13 protein-coding genes and 2 pseudogenes are annotated in these 23,348 nt (G+C 69.1%); 8 read left to right on the top strand and 7 right to left on the bottom strand.

Annotation, left to right across the window (positions count from 1 at the left end; translation table 11 throughout):
- Positions 1–6: 6 nt before the first annotated feature.
- From ACZ3TS_RS36885 to ACZ3TS_RS36900, 4 genes are read left to right on the top strand one after another with little or no spacing between them, the layout of a single operon-like run.
- On the top strand, positions 7–954 hold the full coding sequence (locus ACZ3TS_RS36885) for a carbohydrate ABC transporter permease (RefSeq protein ID WP_467626293.1): 948 nt from the start codon (positions 7–9) through the stop codon (positions 952–954).
- Positions 955–1,001: 47 nt separating this feature from the next.
- Entirely contained in the window at positions 1,002–1,808 is an 807-nt protein-coding gene (locus ACZ3TS_RS36890; RefSeq protein WP_467626309.1) for a carbohydrate ABC transporter permease, read from the top strand.
- Positions 1,809–1,862: 54 nt separating this feature from the next.
- A complete protein-coding gene (locus tag ACZ3TS_RS36895) occupies positions 1,863–4,592 on the top strand; it encodes a glycoside hydrolase family 38 N-terminal domain-containing protein (RefSeq protein WP_467626294.1) in 2,730 nt (909 codons plus the stop codon).
- Positions 4,593–4,649: 57 nt separating this feature from the next.
- The gene (locus ACZ3TS_RS36900) at positions 4,650–7,625 is read left to right on the top strand and encodes a glycoside hydrolase family 2 TIM barrel-domain containing protein (RefSeq protein WP_467626295.1); all 2,976 of its coding nucleotides are present in this window, start codon (positions 4,650–4,652) and stop codon (positions 7,623–7,625) included.
- 111 nt (positions 7,626–7,736) lie between these two features.
- Here ACZ3TS_RS36900 and ACZ3TS_RS36905 read toward each other — a convergent pair whose 3' ends face one another.
- Positions 7,737–9,014, bottom strand: a complete 1,278-nt coding sequence (locus ACZ3TS_RS36905) for a cytochrome P450 family protein (RefSeq protein WP_467626296.1) — start codon at positions 9,012–9,014, stop codon at positions 7,737–7,739.
- 292 nt (positions 9,015–9,306) lie between these two features.
- Between ACZ3TS_RS36905 and ACZ3TS_RS36910 the strand changes: the two genes are divergently transcribed.
- On the top strand, positions 9,307–10,926 hold the full coding sequence (locus ACZ3TS_RS36910) for an FAD-dependent oxidoreductase (RefSeq protein ID WP_467626297.1): 1,620 nt from the start codon (positions 9,307–9,309) through the stop codon (positions 10,924–10,926).
- 59 nt (positions 10,927–10,985) lie between these two features.
- Positions 10,986–12,029 carry an amidohydrolase family protein gene (locus ACZ3TS_RS36915; protein ID WP_467626299.1) on the top strand — a complete coding sequence of 348 codons (1,044 nt, stop codon included), beginning with the start codon at positions 10,986–10,988 and terminating at the stop codon, positions 12,027–12,029.
- A 42-nt stretch (positions 12,030–12,071) separates the two neighbouring features.
- Here the strand turns inward: ACZ3TS_RS36915 and ACZ3TS_RS36920 are convergent, their stop codons facing one another.
- Positions 12,072–13,277 (bottom strand): cysteine desulfurase-like protein, encoded by a 1,206-nt coding sequence (locus ACZ3TS_RS36920; protein ID WP_467626301.1) that lies wholly within the window; start codon positions 13,275–13,277, stop codon positions 12,072–12,074.
- A gap of 69 nt (positions 13,278–13,346) precedes the next feature.
- On the opposite strand from ACZ3TS_RS36920, the pseudogene ACZ3TS_RS36925 reads away from it, so the two are divergent.
- Positions 13,347–13,863 (top strand): annotated as a pseudogene (locus tag ACZ3TS_RS36925) (MFS transporter); the annotation flags it as partial.
- Between the two features lie 70 nt (positions 13,864–13,933).
- Here the strand turns inward: ACZ3TS_RS36925 and ACZ3TS_RS36930 are convergent.
- The 3 genes from ACZ3TS_RS36930 to ACZ3TS_RS36940 all read right to left on the bottom strand — a co-directional run bounded on the left by ACZ3TS_RS36930 (position 13,934) and on the right by ACZ3TS_RS36940 (position 16,977).
- Positions 13,934–14,929: a lysylphosphatidylglycerol synthase transmembrane domain-containing protein gene (locus ACZ3TS_RS36930; protein WP_467626302.1), complete on the bottom strand. Its 996-nt coding sequence runs from the start codon at positions 14,927–14,929 to the stop codon at positions 13,934–13,936.
- Between the two features lie 225 nt (positions 14,930–15,154).
- On the bottom strand, positions 15,155–16,342 hold the full coding sequence (locus ACZ3TS_RS36935) for a PP2C family protein-serine/threonine phosphatase (protein ID WP_467626304.1): 1,188 nt from the start codon (positions 16,340–16,342) through the stop codon (positions 15,155–15,157).
- A gap of 239 nt (positions 16,343–16,581) precedes the next feature.
- Positions 16,582–16,977, bottom strand: coding sequence for a hypothetical protein (locus tag ACZ3TS_RS36940; protein ID WP_467626305.1), 396 nt, complete (start codon positions 16,975–16,977; stop codon positions 16,582–16,584).
- A gap of 181 nt (positions 16,978–17,158) precedes the next feature.
- Here ACZ3TS_RS36940 and ACZ3TS_RS36945 point away from each other — a divergent pair, with 181 nt between their 5' ends.
- Entirely contained in the window at positions 17,159–21,787 is a 4,629-nt protein-coding gene (locus ACZ3TS_RS36945) for a cation-translocating P-type ATPase (protein WP_467626307.1), read from the top strand.
- Between the two features lie 40 nt (positions 21,788–21,827).
- Here ACZ3TS_RS36945 and ACZ3TS_RS36950 read toward each other — a convergent pair.
- Both ACZ3TS_RS36950 and ACZ3TS_RS36955 read right to left on the bottom strand, forming a co-directional pair.
- Positions 21,828–22,317: pseudogene (locus tag ACZ3TS_RS36950) on the bottom strand (transposase); the annotation flags it as partial.
- A 436-nt stretch (positions 22,318–22,753) separates the two neighbouring features.
- A complete protein-coding gene (locus ACZ3TS_RS36955) occupies positions 22,754–23,227 on the bottom strand; it encodes an HNH endonuclease (RefSeq protein ID WP_467626308.1) in 474 nt (157 codons plus the stop codon).
- Positions 23,228–23,348: the final 121 nt, after the last annotated feature.

A 23,348-nucleotide genomic window follows, 5' to 3' on the forward strand; every position in this document is an offset into this window, starting at 1 on the left:
CGCAGCATGACTGACCTCGCAACCCGCGCGACCCGCGTGGTGGCGACGACCGGAGGCCGCCGTCGTCACCACGGCGGCGGCCCCCGGGCGGGCACCATCGTCGCGTTCCTGACCCCGTTCTTCCTCCCGTTCGTGCTGTTCTACCTGGTGCCGATCGCCTACGCGATCTGGCAGAGCCTCCTCGTCGTGCGCCGCACCGGCGGGCAGTACGGCACCTCGTACACGACCTTCGGCGGTTTCGAACAGTACGTGCAGGTGTTCCAGAACACCGAGTTCTGGGCCAGCATCGGGCGCATCGGACTGTTCGGCATCGTGCAGGTGCCGGTCATGCTGTTCGTCGCGCTGATCATGGCGCTGCTGCTCGACACGCCCGTGCTCAAGCTCAAGTCGTTCTTCCGCATCTCGGCGTTCATGCCGTATGCCGTGCCCGGCGTCATTGCCGCGATCATGTGGTCGTACCTCTACTCGCCGCAGCTCAGCCCCGTCGTCGACCTGCTGAAAGGCATCGGCCTTCAGCCCGACTTCCTCGGCCCGGGAGCCGTTTTGTGGTCGGCGGCGAACGTCTCCACCTGGCTCTGGACCGGCTACAACATGCTGATCATGTTCTCGGCACTGCAGTCGATCCCGCAGGAGCTCTACGAAGCCGCCAAGCTCGACGGTGCGAGCAACTGGGCGATCGCGTGGCAGATCAAGGTCCCGATCATCGCCCCCTCGATCATCCTCACCACGGTGTTCTCGATCATCGGTACGCTGCAGCTCTACGCCGAGCCGGCCGTGCTGCGTCAGATCTCCTCGAACATCTCGAGCACCTTCACACCGAACATGCTCGCGTACGCGGTGGCCTCCGGAAACAACTACCAGCAGGCAGCGGCGATCTCCGTGGTCATTGCCGTCATCACCTTCGTCTTGAGCTTCGGGTTCATGCGACTGACCTCGAAGAAGGCCGGACTGTGAGCAACCAGCCCCTGATTCGCGAAAGCCGCGTCAGCCGCACGGCCGCCATGGCTCTGATGTTCCTCCTGGCGATCTACTTCCTGCTGCCGATCTACTTTCTGATCGTCGCGTCGACGAAACCGCAGGGCGACCTCGCCTCCACCAACGGTCTGGCGTTCTCGCACTTCAACCTGTTCGACAACCTGGGCACCCTGTTCAGCCGCAGCGACGGCATCTTCGGCCGGTGGGCTCTGAACAGCGTGATTTACGCGGTGCTGGGCGCGGCCGTCGGAACGCTGATCTCCGCGTTGTGCGGCTATGCGCTCGCCAAGTTCCAGTTCCGGGGCCGCGAGTTCCTGTTCTCCGTCATCCTCGGCGGCGTTCTCGTCCCCACCACCGCGCTCGCGCTCCCGCTGTTCCTTCTGTTCTCGGCGACCGGGATCGTCAACACCTACCTCGCGGTGTTCCTGCCCAGCATCGTCAGCCCGTTCGGCGTCTACCTCGCCCGCATCTTCGCGGCCGCCGCCGTCCCCCAGGAGCTCCTCGAGTCGGCGCGCCTGGACGGCGCCGGTGAGTTCCGCACGTTCTTCTCGGTGGCGTTCAGGCTGATGACGCCGTCACTGGTGACCATCTTCCTCTTCCAGTTCGTCGCCATCTGGAACAACTTCTTCCTCCCGATGGTGATGCTGCAGAAGGAGTCGCTCTTCCCGATCACCCTCGGCCTCTACGAGTGGAACGGTCAGACCGCCCGCGCCCCGCTCCTTCAGGAATCCGTGATCACCGGCTCGCTGGTCTCGATCGTGCCCGTGATCATCGTGTTCATCCTCCTCCAGCGGTTCTGGCGCACCGGGCTCGCCTCCGGCTCCCTCAAGTGACTCCGCGCCCCCGCTCTCCCATGTCCCGCGCCGACACAGAAGGTCCCTGTCCCCATGCAGAAACCCGCCGTCTTCGTGCCCCATTTCCATTGGGACCGGGAATGGTACGAGCCCTTCCAGGTGTTCAGGCACCGGCTTGTCGCCGCTCTCGACACCGTCCTTGAGACGGCCGAGGCGGACCCGCACTTCCGGTTCACCGTCGACGGGCAGATGGCCGCGATCGAGGACTACCTGGAGATGCGACCGGAGAACCGCGAGCGAGTCGTGGCCCTGGTCACCGGCGGCCAGCTCGCCGTCGGGCCGTGGCTCATCCTGCTGGACGAGTTCCTCTGCTCCGGCGAGACCATCGTGCGCAATCTGCAGATGGGATGGGCGGCCGCGGCGGACCTCGGCGGCTCGATGCCCATCGGCTACCTGCCGGACATGTTCGGCCACGTCGCGCAGATGCCACAGATCCTGGCGCGCGCCGGAATCAAGCATGCGGCGCTGTGGCGCGGTGTCCCCGGCTCTGTCGACGGTCACGCCTTCCGCTGGCGCGCTCCCGACGGCTCCGAAGTGCGTACCGAGTTCCTCTTCGACGGCTACGACAACGGGCTCGACGTCTTGCTGGTACCCGACCAGATCGGGCGCGCGCTCGGCGAGTACGCGGAGATGACGGCCGAGCGGTGGGGTGACGACCCGGTGCTCGCGATGGCCGGCACCGACCACAACGCGCCCGACCCGCACCTCGCCACCTGGCTGCGGCGCGCATCCAGCGACGAGCGCGCCATCAGCATCGCGACGCTCGACGAGTACATCCGCGAGCACGTGCGCGACGAGGTCTCCGCCGTCGTCACCGGTGAGCTGCGCAGCCACGTGCGCGGCAACATCCTCCCGGGCGTGCTCTCCGTGCGGCGCGGACTGAAGCAGCGGATGGCCGTCGCCGAGCGCACCGTCGACCACGCCGAGCGGGTGAACGCTCTGTGGTCCCAGCGCGACGACTCGCCGTTCCTCTCGCTCGCGTGGCACAAGATCATCGAGTCGACCGCGCACGATTCGGTCGTCGGCTCCGGCACCGACGAGACCTGTGATCAGGTCGAAGCGCGTCTCGCCGAGGCCACGCACATCGCGCGGGCGGTTCGGGACGCGGCCCTAGCCGAGCCCGCCGCCCTGGTGCCGAGCGACGGCCACCTGGTCGCCAACCCGTTGCCGTTCCCGCGCACGGCATTGGTCGAGGTGGATGTCGTGGCGCCGCCCGAGGGAACCGTTCTGGTCGCGACCGCCGCCGACGGCTCGGCGCATCCCGTGCAGCTGATATCGAGGGCCCCGACCGTGCTCAGCGACGAACGCATGGACGCCTCGCAGCTCGAACGCGTGCTGCGCCGTATCCACCGCCGCGAGCTCTTCGGCCGCCTGATCGACCACTACGAACTCACCCCGGGCTCGCTCGTCTTCCACCTCGCCGAGGTGCCGACCAGCGGACCGTTCGACCTGCTGATCCTGCGCCGCGAGGTCGCTGCCGCGGCCGCCGCGCATCCGGGCGAGTGGACGGTGCTGACGCTGGAGGAGGCACGCGCGACCGCGCTTGTGCCCGTGCACGTCCCCGCCTCCGGGCTCGCAAGTTTCCGGGTCGTACCGAGCGAGCGGAATGCCGCCCGGCCGACGATGTTCGCACCGGCGACGGCGACGGCCCGCGCGCTGTCGAACGGACTGGTCGAGGTCGCGATCGCCGCCGACGGCACCCTGGACGTGACCGGGGCCGACGGCACCGTGCTGCACGGTGTCGGCCGCCTTGTCGACGGCGGTGACCGCGGCGACAGCTACAACTACGCTCCGCCGGCACAGGATGTGCTCGTGTCGGAGCCGACGGAGGTCGCCGTCGAACTCCTCGAGAGCGGCCCGCTGCGTTCGAGGATGCGTGTCACCCGTGTCTACGCATGGCCCACCGCGCTCTCCTGCGACCGCGACCTGCGCAGCGGCCGGACGGTGCCGACGCCGGTGGAGACCCTCGTGGAGGTGCGCGCGGGTGAGCCGTTCGTACGCGTCTCCACATCGTTCCTGAATCATTCCGCCGATCACCGGCTGCGCTTCCACGTGCCGCTGCCCGAGCAGGTGGCCGTGTCCGCATCCGCCGGGCAGTTCGCCGTCACCGAGCGTGGGCTCACCGCCGAGGGCGGCTGGGGCGAATATCCGATTCCGACCTTCCCCGCGAGTTCGTTCGTGTCGGCCGGCGCCGCCAACGTGCTGCTCGACCACGCCACCGAGTACGAACTCGTCGATGACGGCTCCGAACTCGCCATCACGCTGCTGCGCGCGATCGGCTCGATCAGCGTCAACATCCATCCGCTCCGTGACGAGCCCGCGGCGAGCGAGATCCCCGCACCGGGCGCTCAGGACCTCGGTATGCGCATCGAGAACCGATGCGCCATCGTGCCCTCGGCGACCGGTTGGCGGGGTGCGAACGCGGTCGCTCTGGCCGAGGACTTCCGCAACGACGTGCTGGTCGCCCGCGGGACCGCGCCTGCCGAGTGTCAACTGCCCCCCGACACAACCGGCGTGCAGGTCGACGGTGCGGACATCCTCGTCTCGAGCATCCGCCGCGTCGCCGACGACGATCGCGGTGCCGGCACCGAGGTGCGGCTGGCCGCGATGAGCGACACGGGTTCGACCGTCCGCGTGACCGGCGCGTTCACCGAAGCCACCACGGTCGACCTGCTCGGCCGGCCCCTCTCCGGGACGTCTGTCGCGGACGGACTCGAACTCGCCCTCGGCCCTTGGGAGATCCGCACGATCGTGGTCCGGTAGACACCGGCCACCGGCGTTCGGATTCCCCTTTCGCTACCAAGAAAGAGTTGTGACCTCTTGTCCTCCGAGCTTTCCGCGTATGTTTCGGACACCACACCAGGGCGTGGCGCGCTGCGCCCGGCGCGCTCGTGGCTGCACTCCGACGCCCCCTCTCGTTCGCTGAACGGGCTTTGGCGCTTTCGTCTGTCGCCCGCCGCGTCGGTGGCGGAGGATTTCGCGGCCGAAGACTTCGACGACAGCGGCTGGGACAGCATCCCGGTGCCCTCCCACTGGGTGCTCCAGGGTGACGGAGCCTACGGCCGGCCGATCTACACGAACGTACAGTTCCCGTTCCCGATCGATCCGCCGTATGTCCCTGACGAGAACCCCACAGGCGACTATCGCCGCCACTTCGAGGTGCCCTCCGACTGGTCGGAAGCCGAGCGCGTCGTCCTGCGGTTCGACGGTGTCGAGTCGCTCTTCAAGCTGTGGGTGAACGGCGTCGAGATCGGCAGCGCCAGCGGCAGCCGGCTCGCCCACGAATTCGACGTGACATCGTCGGTACGCCCGGGCGTCAACGTCGTGGCTGTGCGCGTGCACCAGTGGTCGGCGGCCAGCTATCTCGAAGACCAGGACCAGTGGTGGCTGCCAGGCATCTTCCGCGATGTCACCGTGATCGCCCGGCCGGCCGGCGGCATCGAGGACGTCTGGCTGCGAACCGGGTTCGAGGAGGGACGCGGACGTGTCGAGACGGAGCTCACCGCGGATGCCTCCGCATTCCCGGTCACCCTTCGCCTCGCCGAACTCGGCATCGAGCAGGTCTGGGAATCGGCGACCGACGTGGCGCCGTTCGACGTCGACGGCGTGGAACCCTGGTCGGCCGAGCAGCCGCGCCTGTACGACGTCACCGTGTCAACGGCCTCGGAGAGCATCGCCTTGCGTGCAGGGTTCCGCACGGTCGAGATCCGCGGCGACCAGTTCCTGGTCAATGACCGCCGCGTCGTGTTCCACGGGATGAATCGCCACGAGACCCACCCCGAGCGCGGCCGTGTCTTCGATGAGGACCACGCCCGCGAGGACCTGGCCCGGATGAAGCGGTTCAACGTGAACGCGATCCGCACCAGCCACTACCCGCCGCACCCACGACTGCTCGACCTCGCCGACGAACTCGGATTCTGGGTCATCCTCGAATGCGATCTCGAGACGCACGGCTTCCACAAACTCGACTGGGCCGGCAATCCGAGCGACGACCCGGCGTGGCGTGAGGCGTACCTCGACCGCATCCGGCGCACCGTCGAGCGAGACAAGAACCATCCCAGTGTCGTGATCTGGTCACTCGGCAACGAAGCTGGAACCGGCAGCAACCTCGCCGCGATGTCGGCGTGGGTCCACGCCCGCGACGCCGGACGACCTGTGCACTACGAGGGTGACCACGCCGGCGAATACACCGACATCTACTCGCGCATGTACTCCTCGGTCCTCGAGACCGAGCAGATCGGAACCGACGGCTCACGCTCGCCGCTGCTGAACTGCACTCCGGCGCAGGGCGCTCGGCAGCGCACCAAGCCGTTCCTGCTCTGCGAGTACGCCCACGCGATGGGCAACGGGCCGGGGGCACTCGACCAGTACGAGGCGCTTGTGCATGAGCATCCGCGGCTGCACGGCGGCTTCGTCTGGGAATGGCGCGATCACGGCATCCTGACGACGACCCCGGACGGTACCCCGTACTACGCGTACGGTGGCGACTTCGGAGAGGTCGTACACGACGGCAACTTCGTGATGGACGGGATGGTGTTGAGCGACGACGTTCCCACTCCCGGCCTCCACGAGTACAAAGCAGTCGTGCAGCCCGTCCGCTTCGCCTTCGACGGTGACGAGGTTGTGATCACCAACCTGCGGCACTCGGCTGACACGTCCGACCTGCGCTTCCGCTGGCGAGTCGAGCACGACGGGATCGTCGTGGATTCCGGGGACATGAAGGTCTCCGCCGTCGCGGCCGGTGAGTCGGGGCGTGTGCCGCTTCCATGGATCCCGGTGTCGCAAGACTCGGAAACGTGGCTCACCCTGGAAGCGGTATTGGCGGCTGGAACGGCCTGGGCGAGCGAAGGGCACGTGATCGCGACCGCCCAGCTGGACCGCTCGACGCGTCGTCGCCCGCGTGGTGTCCGACCCCGGACCGATTGGCAGCACGGCGACGGAACGCTGACGCTGGGCATCGCCGAGTTCATCGACGGATCCCTCGTCCGCCTCGCCGACCGTGCTGTGGGGGGCCCGCGGTTGGAACTGTTCCGCGCCCCGACCGACAACGACGAAGGCGCGTCCGAAGCAGTCGCGGAGAGCGATGCCAGCATCGCCGGGGTGTCCAATGCCGAGCTGTGGCGTCGCGACGGTCTCGACCGGCTGACCACGCGGCGAGTGTCCGTGGAGTGCACCGCGGAAGCACTGCGAACGATCGACAAAGTATCCGCGGCGAACTCCGCCTTGTCGGTGATGGTGGAGTCTGTCTGGTCACTCGAGGGCGACGAACTGGAACTGCGGGTGGAGATCGAGCCTTCGAGCGGTTGGCAGACCGTGTGGCCGCGGATCGGAATTCGATTCGAACTGCCCGATGGCGCCGCTCCCGTCGATGGCGCCGAGTGGTTCGGCCTCGGCCCGCTCGAGTCCTACCCCGACAGTCTCCGCGCGGCACGCACCGGCCGTTTCTCCTCCACCGTCCGCGACCTGTCCGTCGACTACGCGCGACCCCAGGAGACGGGGCACCGCTCCCAGCTGCGACAGCTGGCGCTGACGAGCGGCGGCGCAGAGGTGTTGCGCATCGTGACATTCCCGGACACGCAAGGACGTCGCCCCGGCTTCGGTCTCAGCCGCCACACCCCGCAGGAGATCGCACAGGCCGGCCACCCATTCGAGCTTCCGGATTCGACGACCAGCCACCTGATCATCGATGCGGCTCAGCACGGCCTCGGCTCACGGGCCTGCGGCCCGGACGTGTGGCCTGAGTTCGCGCTTCGCCCTGAAGCCCGCACGATCAGGCTTCGCATTGCAGCAGGCTGACGCCGGCGAGGGTGGGCCGACCGGCTCGTCCTGGAACAGCACCGGACCCGGAGCCTTCGCTCCGGGTCCGGTTGCGCTCCGGTGTACTTCACGTCACCGAACCGCTGATGCCTAGGCGTCGAGGAGCCCTGACGGGTCCAAGGCGACGGGAAGCCTCTCCAGGCCCCGGAAGGCGGGGAACGGAACCTTGAGCCATTCCGCCTCGTGCGCGGGAACAGCGAGTTCGATGTCCGGGAACCTCTCGAACAGCGTGGTCAACGCGATCCGCATTTCCATTCTGGCCAGCGGCGCACCGAGGCAGTAGTGCGGACCGCTGCCGAAGCCGAGGTGGGCACTTTGCAGTCCGGGCCGCTTCACGTCAAAAGTGTCAGGTGACTCGAACTTCTCCGGATCCCGGTTCGCGGAAGCCACCGCGACCTGAACGAGGGCGCCCTTGGGGATGACTGTGTCCCTGATGGCGATGTCTTCGAGCGCGTGCCGGAACGTTGCGTTCTCCACGGATCCCTCGAAGCGAATGACCTCCTCGATCGCGTTCGGCAGCAGTTCCGGGTTCGCCAGGACCTCCCGCAGTTGATCGCGATGGGTCAGGAGATTGAACACGGCGTTCCCGATGAGGTACGCCGTGGTCTTGTGGCCGGCGAAGAGCAGCACCCACAGGGTCGACAGCAACTCGCCGTCGTTCATCGCCCCTTGCTCGTCCTGCGTCCGGATCAGATCGCTGAGGAGGTCGTCGGACGCCGTCGCGCGCTTCCGTGCGATGATCTCGACGAAGTAGTCACGCAGCGCCCCCTCGGCCACCGCCAGTCGTGCCTTGTCTTCCTTGCTGAACCCGGTACGCGCCACAGTGGCGCACAACTTCTGCACGTCCTCTCGCTCATGCTCGGGAATTCCGATGAGCTCACAGATCACGATGAGCGGCAGCGGGAAGGCGAAGGAGGGCAGCAGGTCGATGGGGGCATCGGTGGAACAGCGATCCAGCAGTCCGTCAGTGATCTGCTGAATACGAGGACCCAAGGACTCGATGCGACGCGGACTGAACGCACTGTTGACGATGCGACGCAGCCGAGTGTGCTTGGGCGGGTCGGAGAAGAGCATATTGTCGTCGAGCGCGACGGACGAGTCGCCGAAAATGGTGTGGTACGCGTCGATGGCCGCGTACATGTCCTTGCTGATGCGCGGATCCGTCAGAGCGGCCTTTGCGTCGTCGAAACGCGTGATCAGATAGGTTTCCACGCCGTGCGGGGGAGAGAGCGGGCAAACCGGGGCCGTCTCACGCAGGCACTCGTACACCGGATAGGGGTTGGCGCGATACTCCGCTGAGCCGCGCGATGCTGCCAATACCGCCTCTGCCGTCGAATCCGCTGTTTCCCGTTCGTCGAGCTGAGTCATTCTTTCGGCCTTCTTTCTGAATGTTCCGCCCGTCCACGGGACAGCAGATACACGAGGTTCGGTGAAGCACTCCCCGGCTGGACGGTGGCCGTAAACGCAGTTCGCCCGATCGCACGATCCCGCTCCGTGGGGGCGTGATTCCGCAGCCGGTCGCACCGAGGACGGTGAGGCGGGCCGCTATTCAGGTGATCGCTGCATATCGCCGGGCAAGGCATGGCAAAAGACTTGGGGCGAGCCATGGAAACCATCGGCCCCGCGTCACGGAGCTGCAGACCCCGGAGGAGATCACGCCATGACCGATCGCGGCAACGACTACGTGCCCGTCCTGATCGTGGGGGGCTCACTCGTGGGCTTGTCCGCATCTGTTTTCCTCGGGCGCCTCGGCATCCAGCACCGCGTGGTCGAACGTCATGCGGCCACCTCGGCACATCCGCGTGGCCGCGGCAACAACATGCGGACGATGGAGCTGTTTCGGACCGCGGGTCTTGAACCGCAGATCCGGAAAGCCGCGGCCATGCTCTCGAAGAACCACGGAATCCTGCAGGTGGATACCCTGCACAGCGGGAACCGGCGATGGCTGTCGGCGCGGATCACGGGCAAGGCGCCCGAGACCGAGGTGTGCTCGACGGTCCGGTGCGCCTGCAGCCAGAACGATCTCGAACCCGTACTGCTCCAAGGCGCCCGCGACCTCGGCGGGGACGTGCGCTTCAACACGGAACTGCAGTCCTTCACCCAGGACGACCACGGGGTGCGCTCCGTCGTGCAGTCCAGGGAATCCGGCGAGACGTACACCGTGAGTTCGGACTTCCTTCTGGCCGCTGACGGTCCCCGCAGTCCCGTGCGCGAACGGCTGGGAATCGAACACTCGGGATCCGGCGATCTGTTCCACAACGTCAGCGTCACCTTCCGCAGCAAGCAGTTGCGAGAGGTGGCCGGTGAGCAGCACTTCGTGGTGTGCTACGTCACCGACCCCTCCGGTGAGGGGGTGCTGCTGCCCGTGGACAACGAAGAGCAGTGGGTTTTCCACGTGCCGTGGTTCCCCGAGCGCGGACAGACGCTGGAACACTTCACCGACAACCGGATCACCGAGCACATCCGCGCGGCGGCCGGAGTGCGTGAGCTGGACGTCGAGGTCACTGGGAAAGCGCCATGGCACGCGGCGGACCGTGTGGCGAACAGCTATCGGGACGGACGTGTGTTCCTCATCGGCGACTCCGCACACGAAATGCCGCCGACCGGTGCGTTCGGCTCCAACACCGGTATTCAGGACGCGCACAACCTCGCTTGGAAGATCGCCGCGGTGCTGCGTGGCTGGGCGGACCCGAAGCTGCTGGACACCTACGAAGCCGAACGCCGCCCGGTGGCACAGGCGACGAGCGCACGGGCGACGCTACAAGCAGCTCGTGAACAGCACCCCGGATACTCCGCCAGGGCAGCATCGAACGACTCCGCGGATCTGATGACCGTGGCGCTGGGTTATCGATACGCCTCCGCGGCGCTGGTCGGCGCAAAAGCAGAGGAACCCATCATCCCGGACTCCCTGGTCCTGCGGGCCGACCCCGGAAGCCGTGCACCGCACATGTGGGTCACCCGCAACGGGGCGACCATGTCCACCGTCGATCTGTACGAACGCACTTTCGTCCTGCTCGCTGGACGTACAGGCTGGTGCACCGCCGCCCGAAGCGTGGCGGCGAGACTCAACGTGCCACTCGAGTCGTACGCCATCGGCGCGGGCACGGAGTACGACCTGGACACCGGCGACGGACCGGACTGGTCATCGGTGCACGGCACGACCCCCGAAGGTGCGGTCCTGGTGCGGCCGGACGGTTTCGTGGCCTGGCGGGCCGAGGGGGAGTCGAACGACATGGAAAAGGAACTGACCGAAGCCCTTCTTCAGATTCTCGGACGCTGAGCGAACAACGGCCCGGAAGCCCAACTCTTCCGGCGCGACCACAGGAATGGGGCCTGTCCATGACATCGCTGCAGACGGCAGCAGACGCAACCCGGGTAGCCGGTACACAGAACAGCAGGCCGGCAGAGGGCGATGCGCGCCGGACGCGCGTGGACGTGCACCACCACTACACCGCGCCGGAATGGATCAACTGGGCGGAAAAACAGGACATCGTCCACCGTAGGAACCTGCCCCCCTGGACTCAGTGGGACGCCGACCGTGCTCTCAAGATGATGGACGAGGCGGGAATCCAGACCAGCGTGTTCACCGTCGCCATGCTGGGACGACTCCAGGATCCGAAGCTTCGCAAGGAGAGCGCCCGGGTCGCCTTGCAAGCCGCCAGTGATCTCGCCAAGGGCCACCCCGATCGCTTCGCGTTCTACACCCCCGTCTTTCTCGACAGCCCCGACCTGTCGAGTTGGTCGCTCAACCATGGGATCGACGACCTGGGGGCGGTCGGAGTCAGTGTGCGGACGAGCGTCAGGGGCGTCTATCTCGGACATCCCTCCCAGGACAGAATTCTGGCCGAACTGAACGAACGCTCGGCCGTGGTCAGCACACACCCGATGGACGTCCCTGGAGGGAATGCGGAACTGGAAGGCGTCCCACCGTTCTTGTGCGACTTCCTGATGGACACGACCCGCGCGGCGATCAGTCTCATCATCAACGGCACCCTGGACCGGTTCCCACAGCTCACCTTCATCCTGCCGCACGGAGGCGGCTTCCTGCCCTATATCGCAAGCCGCGTCGAGGTGTTCAGCGACTATCTGACTCCCAAGGTGGAGCCATCCCGGATCCGCGACTACCTGCATCGCTTCTGCTACGACACGGCCGGCCCCATGTCCCCCTCCTCAACGCCGAGTTTGCTCGCTGCCGTGGATTCCTCCCGGATCCTTTACGGCAGCGACTGGCCTCCCACCCCGGCTCATCTGGTCACAGGCGTCACCGCGCCCGCGCTGGACAACGACCCTGCCCTCGACGAGCATCAGCGCCGTTGCATCAACCGCGACAATGCTCACCGCCTTCTGCCGGCACTTGCCACCGGCCGGCACCGGCACTCCTGAAGAATTTCAGCGAACGTCACAGGGGCGCGCACGGCGCGCCCCTCATGACCGCAGGAAATCGGAGAGACCCACCAAGAGCCTGTCGACGTCAGCGGAGTCGGTGTACGGCGCGAGCCCGATGCGCAGTCCACCGGTGTCGCCCAGGCCGAGGCGGCGTGAGGCTTCGAGCGCGTAGAAGGAACCGGAAGGTGCGTGGACGCCGCGTTCCCCCAGGAAGGTGTACGCGTCTGCCGTGCTTCGGTGCTCGAACGTCAGGAGCAGGGTCGGGGTGCGGTCCGCCGCCCGAGAGTGCACCGTGACCGCCGCGAGCTCGGACAGCCCCTTGTCGATCCGTGCCCTCAGGGTCTCCTCGTGCTCTTCGAGGGCGTGGAAAGCGGAGGCCAGGCGCTCCCGACGGGAGCCCGTGGCGTCCGCGTCGAGGCGGGCGAGGAAGTCGACCGCGGCGCGCGTGCCCGCGAGCAACTCGTAGGGCAGAGTACCGAGTTCGAAACGCTCAGGGACCACATCCGTGGACGCCAGCAGCTTGTCGGGATGCACGGTCTCCAGCAGCTCGGGCCGGGCGGCGAGGACACCGTGGTGGGGGCCGAGGAACTTGTAGGGCGAACAGACGAAGAAGTCCGCGCCGAGTCGCTCCACGTCCACCAGGGAATGGGCGGCGTAGTGGACGCCGTCGACGTAGAGCAGGGCTCCGGCCTCGTGCACCACGCGGGAGATCTCGGCGATCGCGGGACGGGTGCCGATCAGGTTGGAGGCGGCGGTGACGGCGACCAGCTTCGTGCGTTCGGAGAGGACGGCGCGGATGTGCTCGAGGGTGAGTTCGCCCGTCGTGGGGTCGAAGTCGGCCCACCGGACCGTGGCACCGGCCTGTTCGGCGGCCTGGATCCAAGGACGGATGTTGGAGTCGTGGTCGAGGCGGGTGACGACCACCTCGTCCCCGGCCGACCACGTCTTCGCGAGAGCGCGGGAGAAGTCGTATGCGAGCTGAGTCGCGCTGCGCCCGAAGACGATCCCGGACGGATCGGCTCCCAGCAGGTCCGCCATGGCCCGGCGGCTCTCGATCACGATGGCCTCGGCGTTGCGCTTCCCGGCCGTCCGGTGGCCCCGGTTCGACAGAGGAAGCGCGAGCGCGTCGGCGATGGCCTGGATGACGGGCTGGGGGGTCTGCGTACCCCCGGGACCGTCGAAGTGGGCGGCGCCGGCGGTCAGGGCGGGGAACTGCGCGCGGATACCGGTGATGTCGTAGCGCACGAGGGGCTCCTGTCCAGGGCTGAAGGTCGGGTGACGACGGTAACCGAAGCCGCTGACGACAGCGGTGCACAGATCGGCCGAGACCTGCACGCGTCCACCGCTGGCCTGCAGTGGGTCACCAACGCCTACCTGCTGGCCCTCGCCGCCACGCTCGTCCTGGGCGGCAAGCTCGGCGACCGTTTCGGACGGCGCAGCCTCCACATGACCGGCGTCGCCGGATTCACCGCGGCCTCGATCGCCATCGGTCTGGCCGGCTCGATCAGGGGTGTCATCGCCTTCCGCGCGGCACAGGGCTGTTTCGGCGCCTTGCTGATGCTTCAAGCCACTCGGCCTGCTGCGGGCGGTTTTCCCGCCGCGGAAGTTCGGCATGGCGGTCGGCATCTGGGCCATGGGCTCCTCCGCGTCCACCGCGCTCGGCCCGATCGTCGGCGGACTGCTCGTCGAGCACGTCGACTGGCAGTCGGTCTTCTACATCAACGGTCCCATCGGAGTGATCGCTCTGGTCCACAGCGCGCTGGTGCTGCCCCAGAGCAAGAGCGTCAGACGGATCGGCCGCACGTCAGCGGGCGGACAGGAGGGGACCGGCCGCGACCGGTCCCCTCCTGCACATCACCTGGCGAGCGGAGTTCCCGGCCCGGGCGCCGTGCCGTCTCGGCTCAGAGCACCTTGCGGTGGACGAGGGCCGCGAGCACCAGCGTGCCCGGCAGCAGGGGCAGCCAGACCGTCAGGACGCGGTAGCCGATGACGGTGGCCGTGGCCAGGTCCAGTGGTGTGCCGTAGGCGACCAGGGTGAACACCAGGGCCGCGTCCACCGGTCCGATGCCGCCCGGTGCGGGCACGGCCCCGACCGCGGTACTGGCGGCGAGGAAGGCGAAGATCACCTGCGCCCACGGAAGCGTCATGCCGAGCGAGGTGCCCACCGAGGCGATCACGCACGCCTGGAAGACCGGTGCGACGGCCGACCCGCCCCAGAGGGCGAGGACGCGGCTGGGCCGGGTGTGCAGGAGTCGTGCGTCGATCAGCGCGGTACGTGCGAAAGAGAGAGTCGGGCGGCGCAGCGGGCGCACGACCGTCAGGAGTACGGCGATGGTGACGAGACCGATCGTCGCGATCCCGGCGGCCAGGAGCAAGGTGCTCTTGTCCGGGATCAGTTGACCGAGCCGCAGCGTCTTGGGGAAGGCCACGAGGAAGAACAGGAGCACTGCCGTCTTCGCGATCGGCTTGACCAGCGAGTACAGAGCGAGCGAGGCGGTGGCCCGGGCGAAGGGTATGCCACGGCGCTGCAGGAAGCGCACGGTGACGGCATGGGCGCCGATGCTCGCGGGCAGCACGTGGTTGGCGGCGCCTGCAGCGAACTGAGAGGCGAGCAGCTGACCGGGCGGGAGTCTCTCCGGCACGGCGCCCTGGCGGACCACTGCGGCGGTCACCCAGCCCAGGCAGGTGAAGAAGACGCCGACCAGCAGCCACCAGGGGTCTGCTGAGGCCAGCCGGGCGGCGCCGTCACGGACGGCGCGCCAGTCGGCCGCGGCCCATGCCCCGATCAGCAGGAGCGGGAGCAGACTCAGCACCCGTCGTGCGAGGCGCGCGGCGGAGGGGGAGCGGATGGGGGAGGGGAGCGGCCTGGGGAGGTCGTCGAGCGGGAGCAGGGACACGGCGCACATCGTCCTTCCGCGTCGCACCCGCGTGAAACGCGGCGGACGGATACAAGGCGAGGCAAGGGGACGGCGGAGACCTTCCCTGCGGGTGTGACCGCACGGTGTCCGGGAGTAGAAGGTGCGTCGGCAGGCGGGCGACGCCGCCGGGGCCGGCCGTCCTGCGGCAATCTGCTTCTGACGTCACGGAAACCCGGTTCACGGGCCGGGTTGGTCGAGCGGCCGCTACCGTCGCTGGGACCGGTGCGTCAGGGAGGGGCGACGGACCGAATGGCCGGCCTTCGGAGACTCCTGATCGACGGTGACCGCCTCGCGGCGCACCACCACCAGCGCGGCGTCGTCGCCCAACGTGCCGTCACAGTACGTGATGATGTCGTTGCGGACGTATTGCATGAGTCCGAGCGGGGTGCCCGTGTTCCTCCAGGCCGTGAGGCGTTCGGCGAGGGGATAGAACCGGTCGGCTCCGTCGCGGGCTTCCGAGACACCGTCGGTGTAGAGCACCAGCATGTCCCCGGGCTCGAAGCGAAAGGTGTCCACGGCTCCACTGGGTGGGGCTTGGGGCAGACACATGCCGATGGGAACCGAGTAGTGCCGAGGTGTCAGAACGGTGACCTTCCCGTCGTGCAGCCGGAACGGTGGCGGGTGTCCGCAGTTGAGGATCCGGACTTCGGGTTCCTCGTCCGGGATGTCGATCAGGGCGACCGTGATGAAGCACTCGTCCGCGTCGGTGCCCTCTCTGGACGGCTGGGCCAGGCTCCAGCACACGGTCGCGTCCAGTTCGGCCCGCAGTTCCGGGAGCGTCGGCTCGCGGTGAGCCGCGCTGCGGAACGCGCCCAGCACGAGTGCGGCGTCCTCGATGGCGGGCAGGCCCTTGCCGCGGACGTCTCCGATGAGGAAGCGGCTCCCGCTCTTGGTGCGTACGGCCGCGTACAGGTCTCCGCCGATGCGTGCCTGGTCCGTCGCGGCGCGATAGGCGCTGGCGATGCGCAGGGTGCCCATCCGGTCGGGCAGGGGCTGCAGTACGACCTGCTGAGCCGCTTCGGCCACTGACCGTACCTGTTTCAGTTCTGCGCTGTGCCGTTCCCGCAGGCGACAGAAGAGCACGGTGAAGGCGGAGATCACGATCAGGGCGGCGAGCTGGGTTTCGTGGTTGGTGGTGAAGACGCTGGTGCGTATCACGGAGATCGTCAAGAGCGCCGACACCGCGAGGGCTCCGACGAGTGCGGTGAGCCTGGAGCCGCCGAACGAGGCGGTGAGCGCCGGTGCGACGATGAGCAGTGGTCCGAGGTGGACGTTCTGCGGCGAGAGGATGTCGGCGATCGTGATCGCCACGATCAGCGCGATCGGGATGGCCACGAGCCCCCGGTGCGACTGCCACGACGAGCGGATACCTCCGCGAGGCTGAAACCGCATACCTCCTGCATACACCCGGGTATCGGCCCGCGGATACTCGGCCGAAGAGTCGACGCGCCTGCCTCCTGAGGCAGGAGTGCCGGACGTGTCGGGGCCGCGCGGGAACCGCCGGCACGTCCGGCATCCTTGGAGCCGATGTCAGGGAGTGGGCCGGGTTCCTGAACACAGGCGCCTATGCGCTGACTTGGACACCTCGGCCGGTTGACTGCCGACGCACGGCGCGAGTGCGCCGCACCGCCTCACTTGGAGCGGGTGGACGGCGCGAGCACGCCGTTGCGACGGAGGATGGCGTAGCCGATGCCGATGCCCACCGCCACCGGCCATTCCAGGGCGCCGACGACCGCCAGCGCGCCGAGGCCGGCGTACAGGGGCAGGCCGCCCTTGGCGGGCAGTACACGGTGGGCGGTCGTGACGGGGACGGTGGCGATGTCGACCGCCCGGGTGGCCGCCTCGCCGAGTGGCGGGACGGTGAGGGTGATGGTGCGCCCGCGGGACGGGGCGGTGTGGCTCCTCTTCGGAGACTTCGCGGCCGGCCCGGCGGCGGGCCGCTGCGTCGTCTTCGCCCTGGGGGCGGGGCGCGATGCGCTCTTGCTCCGCGTGGCCGGGCGTTTCTCAGCGGTCTTCGGCGTGGTCACGGTTCACATCCGTTCGTGGGTCCGGGACTTCGCCCCCCAATGACGCACAAGCTACCTGTGGGGGCATGAGCCTGCGAGCCAGGAAGCCGTTCGGCTCAGCACGCCGAGCGGGTGGGCCCGAGGCGGGTCATGATGATCGGAATTCCACGATGGATCGGCCCGCTCGGGAGGTGGCACGCGCATGTCGCTGCTGTCCGGTGTACGTCTGCCGCTTCCGTTGGCAGCGCCGCTGACCGGAGGCCTGGCGGGCGGAGTGGCCGCCGGCGTGCGCGGGGCGGCCGACGTTGCCGCCACGCTGCTCGGGCTCGATCGGCGGGATGTGTGGTCCCGCCCGGGGCGCTGCCACATCGAGGTGCGGGGGGTGCGGGGCCCACGCGGAACGTGGGTGGCCCATGCCGTGGAGTGCGCGCTCGAGGAGCATCCGGGCGTGCTGTGGGCGCGGGTGAACGCCCCGGCGGAGCGGGTCGTCGTGGAGCTGGCATCGCCGCCACCGTCACGGCAGGAGCTGATCCGGATCATCGCGCGAGCGGAGTCACACGGGGCCGCCGCCACGGGGGAGCCGGGCAGCTTCGACCGCTGGTGCCCCGAGCCGCACCATCCGTCCGAGGGACCGAGCAGGCGCCCGACGCTTCCGGTGCTGGTCGCGGACGTCGCGGGGCTGTTGCTCACGGTGGCCACGCGCGTGTCGCCGTGGACGCCTCTGCCGGCCGAGGTGGGCGCGCTGGCCGCGGCGGTTCAGTACCACCCGTGGCTGCGGAAGGTGGTGCTGGCGGGCGTCACCGAGCAGGAGAGTTCGGGACCGGTTGTGCCGGTGCTCAACGCGATCGTCCAGGGCATGGCCACGCGCGGCGGAGGGCTGGTGCTCGACGTCGCGCAGCGCGTGGCGCAGTGGCGGGAGGCGAACGCCGCTCTGGAGGCATGGGCGGCTGCGGAGCCCCGGCTGGTGCCGGGGCCGCAGGACGCGCAAGCCGAACCGATCGTGGTGGAACGGCCCACGTCGCACGAGGACGTGACAGCGCGCTACGCCGAACGGGCCATGGCGGCGGGCGCGGTCGTCGGTGCACTGACCGCCCCGTACGCGGGGCCGCGGCGTGCGCTGGCGGTGGCGCTGTCCAGCATGCCGAAGGCGCCGGAAGCCGGCCGGGAGGGCTTCGCGACCAGCCTCGGACGGTTCCTCGCCCTGCGCGGCGTGGTGGCCATGGACCGCAGCGCGCTGCGCCGCCTGGGCCAGGTGGACACCGTGCTCCTGGACGTGGACGTACTGCTCGGCGGCCGATACGAACTGACCGAGGTGGAACTGCTGGGCGACGCCGGGTCCGAACAGGTCTCCGATGTGCTCTTCACCCTCTTCGAACCGGGCGCGCCCTCGCAGGTCCAGCGCGACGGCGAACGCTGGGTGCTCGGACCGCTGGAGGACCTGGATCTGACGGGAGGCACCGGGCGGCAGGCCGCGGACCGGCTGCGCAGTCGGGGCAGTGGACTGGTGCTGGGCCTGGCCACCGGGCGCAGCCTGGTGGCCGTGGCCGGGGTGACGATGCAGACGCTCCCGGGCGCGCAGACTCTGGTGGCGGCGGCCCGCCGTTCGGGGCTCCGTGTGGCCCTCGCCAGTGACCAGCCGTACCCGGAGCTCGGCTTCGTCGACGCGATGGTGCCCGCGGGCGGCGACCTGGTGGCGTCGGTGCGTGCGTTGCAGGCGGACGGCGCGGTGGTGCTGCTGGTGTCGGGCAACCGCCGTGCGCTGGGCGCTTCCGACTGCGGCATCGGGGTCCACCGGGAAGGGGAGCCGCCGGCCTGGGGCGCGCACCTGCTGGTCGGCACCGATCTGGACTCGGTCGCGCTGATCCTGACCGGTGTGGGCGTGGCCCGCCGGGTTGACCGGGACAGCGCGGTGCTGGCCGCGAGCGGCAGTGGCATCGGCGCGGTCGCGGCGATGCGGGGACCCGTCGCGGAGGCGTGCTCGCGCGGACAGGCGGCGTGCAACACCGCCGGCGGGATCGCCTTCTGCCTCGGGGTCTGGCGCGCCCGGCAGCTGTACTCCCGCCCCATCACCCCCTCTGTGGAGACCATGCCCTGGCACCTGATGCCGCCCGCGCGGGTCCTTGACCGGCTGGGCACGAGCAGCGACGGACTCTCCGCGGAGGAGGCCGCTGCGCGGGCCAAGGGCAGCTCCGGGACGGGCGCGGCGCCGCGGACCACTCTGGTGTCCGCGTTCGTCGAGGAACTGGCCAACCCGCTGACTCCGGTACTCGCCGGCGGGGCAGCCCTGGCCGCCGCCGTGGGATCCAGAGCGGACGCCGCGCTGGTGGCCTCGATCACCGCCACGTCAGCGCTGGCCGGCGGATTCCAGCGGGTCAGGACCGAGCGCGCCCTCGCCGAGCTGACCGCCCGCTCAGCGGTCGGCGCACGGGTACGGCGCGGGGACGGCGAACGGCTGGTCACCGCCGAGGACCTGGTTCCGGGGGACGTCATCCTGCTGCGGCCCGAGGACGTGGTACCTGCCGACTGCCGTCTGCTGGAGGCCGAGGGCCTGGAGGTCGACGAGTCGTCGCTGACCGGTGAGTCCCTGCCCGTGACCAAGGACCCGGCCTCCGTGGTCGCCGCACAGCTCACCGACCGCCGCTCGATGCTCTACGAGGGCACCACCGTCTCCTCCGGGGAGGCGGTCGCCGTGGTCGTGGCCACGGGAGCGGCCACCGAGGTCGGACGCACCATGGCCACCGCGCGGGAAGCAGCACCGGTCACCGGGGTCGAGGCCCGCCTGTCCGCGCTGACCAAGGCCAGCCTGCCGGTGGCGACGGCCTCCGCGGCGGCGGTGGCCGGGGCGGGCCTGCTGCACGGACGCCCGCTCGCCCAGAGCCTGGCCTCGGCGGTGAACCTGGCTGTCGCTTCGGTCCCCGAAGGACTTCCGTTCTTGGTCAACGCGGCCCAGTTGGCCTCCGCACGCCGCCTGGCCGAGCACGGGGCGCTGGTGCGCAATCCACGCACCATCGAGGCTCTGGGCCGGGCCGATGTGCTGTGCTTCGACAAGACCGGAACCCTCACCGAGGGCAATCTCCAGCTCGCCGCCGTCAGCGACGGGACCCGCACGCTCGCCGTCGACCGGCTGGGCCTGTCGCACAAGGCTGTCCTGGCCGCGGCACTGCGCGCCACCCCCGCCGCGCGGCAGTCCGAGCCCATGGCGCATCAGACCGACCGGGCGGTGGACGCCGGTGCTCGTAAGGCGCGGGTGTCGGTCGGCCGCGGCGCGCCCCGCTGGCGGCGTGTCGACACCCTGGCTTTCGACCCCTCCCGGGCCTACCACGCCACGGCGGGTCGCACTGCCGGCCTGAACCTGCTCAGCATCAAGGGCGCCCCGGAGGTCGTGCTGGCCCGGTGCCGGTACCGGCGCACGAACGGGACGGAGACCGCGCTCGACGACGCCGGGCGCATGGCGCTCACCGCGGCGACCGAGGAACTCGCCGGTGCCGGCCGCCGCGTCCTCGCCGTGGCCGAACGGACCATGCGGCCGGGCGAGGAGCTCACCGACGACGCCGTGCGGGACCTGGTCTTCGTCGGTTTCGTCGTGCTGGCCGACCCGGTGCGTGCCGGCGCGGCCCCGGCCACGGCCCGGCTGCGCGCGGCCGGAGTGCACACGGTCCTGCTCACCGGGGACCACGCCGCGACCGCCGAGGCCATCGCGGCCTCCGTCACCGGTGACACGGAGCAAACCGTATGCACCGGGCCGGAGTTGGACGAGCTCGACGACGCCGCGCTCGACGTGCTGCTGCCGAAGGTGGATGTGATCGCCCGGTGCACGCCGCGCCACAAGGTCCGCATCGTCCAGGCATTCCAGCGGCTGGGCCGGGTCGTGGCGATGACCGGCGACGGCGCCAACGACGCCCCCGCCATTCGGCTCGCCGACGTCGGTATCGCCCTGGGGCGCCGCGGTACCCCCGCAGCCACGGCCGCAGCCGATCTGGTCATCGGTGACGACCGTCTGGAGACGATCGTCACCGCCCTGACCGAAGGCCGGGCGATGTGGGCCTCGGTCAGGACCGCGCTGGCCATCCTGATCGGCGGCAACCTCGGGGAGGTCACCTTCAGCGTGCTGGCCTCCGCGACGGCCGGCAGTTCACCGCTGAGCGCCCGTCAGATCATGCTGGTCAACCTCCTCACCGACCTTGCCCCCGCACTCTCCATCGCCGTACGCACACCAGCCGAGAGCACCGGGGACCAGCTGCTCGAGGAAGGCCCCCACCAGTCGCTGGGCACCGCACTCACTCAGGAGATCCTGCAGCGCGGACTCACCACGGCCCTCGGCGCGGGACTGGCCTGGACGGCAGCCCGCTTCACCGGTACACAACGTCGGGCCGCCACGGTGGCCTTGGCCGCAGTGGTCGGCACCCAGCTCGCACAGACCCTCACCAGCGGCGGCGCGGACCGACAGGTGCTCACCGCAACCATCGGTTCGGCGGCCGTGCTCGTCGCCATCATCCAGACTCCGGGTGTCAGCCGGTTCTTCGGATCCACCCCGCTGGGCCCCGTCGGCTGGGGTATCGCCCTGGCGGCCATCACCACCGCCACGCTCCTGCACGCACCGCTGAAGCCGCTCGCGTGCCGCCTGGCCGATACGGGCTGGCTGCCCTCCGCGGCCGAGAAGGCCGAAGAAGACGGGGAGCCGGAGCCGATGCCGTCGACAGAAGACGGGGAGCCGGAGCCGGTGCCGTCGACGACGGCCGCCACCGCCGCGGTCCCGGTCGCCTGGCTGAGCGGGGCGCTGTCCCGCCTCGGCCTGCTCGTACCGGGTCTCGGCCTGGTGGCTCGTGCCTGACCCGAACATGTCGGGGAACGGTCCGGGCCTGGCAAGGTGTCCCGCTGATCTTTCCGGAGTCACGGGCGGCCGGAGCGACGCCCGCGAAGCCCGCGAGCTGGTTGGCGTTGTCGAAGACGTCCATGTCGCCGCCGGTCGCGGCGAGGAACTCGGCACCGAGCAGGAGGCCCGATGCAGGGCATGCTGGCGATCACTTCAGCGTGCCGGTGCTGATGAAACCGGCCCTCGATGAGCCTGTCCGTCTCGGCGATCTTCTCGTTGAGGGCCATCACCTCCCGGGCGAGTGTGTGCACGATTTGAGCGGTGATCTTCTCTCCGGTGATACTGATGTGCTGATTCTCGGCGGCCCGGACGGCGTCGGCGGCCAGTTGGTCGGCGCCGCGGACCCAGCGGTTGCGCAGCCAGGTGGCCAGCCGTTTGACGTCGGTGCGCCTGGTGGCGGCGGGAGTCTGGTAGCCCGTCAGCAGCACCAGCGGCCCAACGTTGCCGAGGCCCAGCTCGCGTTCCAGACCGGGCAAGATGCTGGTGAGTCGAAGTCAGCCACGGACGGCAGAGAACTGAAAGCCACACCCGGACCCCTGAGTGAGCCGACCCTACGAATGGCTCGCTCATCCCGAGCAACACGGTAGGGAGAACTGACCGCATCGCCCAGATGCACCGCATACATGGGGGCCGCACCCGGATCCCGGGTGCGGCCCTAACGCGTCCCGATGCCTCAACTCCTACCCCGTCGTTTTCAGGAAGGGATAAAGCCGTCGTGATCCGCAGGACGCCCATGGACCTGCTGCCCGTCCACGCCTCTGTCGCCGGGATCAGTGGCGGCTGCGTGTGGTGGCTGTACCGCACGGTGAAGTCCCGCGACTTAGTCGGGTAGCCGGGTCACGTTGCCGTGACCCGGCCCCCTCAGAACCGGACGTGCCAGTCATCCCGGCATCCGGCTCAAGCAAGCCACATGGGCTTCGCAGGTCAGCAGGTTGATGTGGTCCGTTTGCCATCGCCTGCGTGGTGCTGGCGGTGGCATTCGGAGTGCACGAGGCGAAGGTTGTTCCGTTCGTCCGAGCCGCCGTGTCGCCGGTAGGTGAAGTGATGCTTGTGGAGCATCTTCTTCGAGGCCGCGAACCAGTTGATCCACTCGCGTGGGCTGTCCGGTTCGTACTCGGCTCCGGCGATCAGCGCCTGCTTGCAGAGGGGGCAGAGCCCCTGCTGCCGGACCGCCAAGGCGAGACTCGTCTTGTCCATCGGCGGTGGCGCCTTCCTGCGGCGACGGTCCTGCCAGTACTCGATCAGGGCCGGGTCGTCCGGGGACGATCCGCCCTTGACGAGCTGGTGGCGGACGATGCCGGTCCAGGCGAACTTGGGCAGGAAGGCGCCGCTGTTGCGGTCGCCGAAGACCCATCGGTCCTGCCTGGACGGGTGGAACCTGCCGAAGTACCGGTCCACAACCCAGTACCTCGACTTCTTGGGATGTGAGGTGCCCCGAAGTTTCCGGACAGGGACCCAATAGGATCTCTACGTAAGGAAACGAGAGGCAAGACGTGGCACCACCCAGTAAGTACTCGCC

The organism is Streptomyces sp. NPDC022910, assembly GCF_055561075.1.

What these genes read in the sequence shown, in the direction of transcription:
- ACZ3TS_RS36885 (WP_467626293.1), top strand. Translation starts at nt 7, where the DNA reads ATGACTGACCTCGCAACCCGCGCGACCCGCGTGGTGGCGACGACCGGA.
- ACZ3TS_RS36890 (WP_467626309.1), top strand. Translation starts at nt 1,002, where the DNA reads ATGGCTCTGATGTTCCTCCTGGCGATCTACTTCCTGCTGCCGATCTAC.
- ACZ3TS_RS36895 (WP_467626294.1), top strand. Translation starts at nt 1,863, where the DNA reads ATGCAGAAACCCGCCGTCTTCGTGCCCCATTTCCATTGGGACCGGGAA.
- ACZ3TS_RS36905 (WP_467626296.1), bottom strand. Translation starts at nt 9,014, where the DNA reads ATGACTCAGCTCGACGAACGGGAAACAGCGGATTCGACGGCAGAGGCG.
- ACZ3TS_RS36910 (WP_467626297.1), top strand. Translation starts at nt 9,307, where the DNA reads ATGACCGATCGCGGCAACGACTACGTGCCCGTCCTGATCGTGGGGGGC.
- ACZ3TS_RS36915 (WP_467626299.1), top strand. Translation starts at nt 10,986, where the DNA reads ATGACATCGCTGCAGACGGCAGCAGACGCAACCCGGGTAGCCGGTACA.
- ACZ3TS_RS36935 (WP_467626304.1), bottom strand. Translation starts at nt 16,342, where the DNA reads ATGCGGTTTCAGCCTCGCGGAGGTATCCGCTCGTCGTGGCAGTCGCAC.
- ACZ3TS_RS36945 (WP_467626307.1), top strand. Translation starts at nt 17,159, where the DNA reads ATGTCGCTGCTGTCCGGTGTACGTCTGCCGCTTCCGTTGGCAGCGCCG.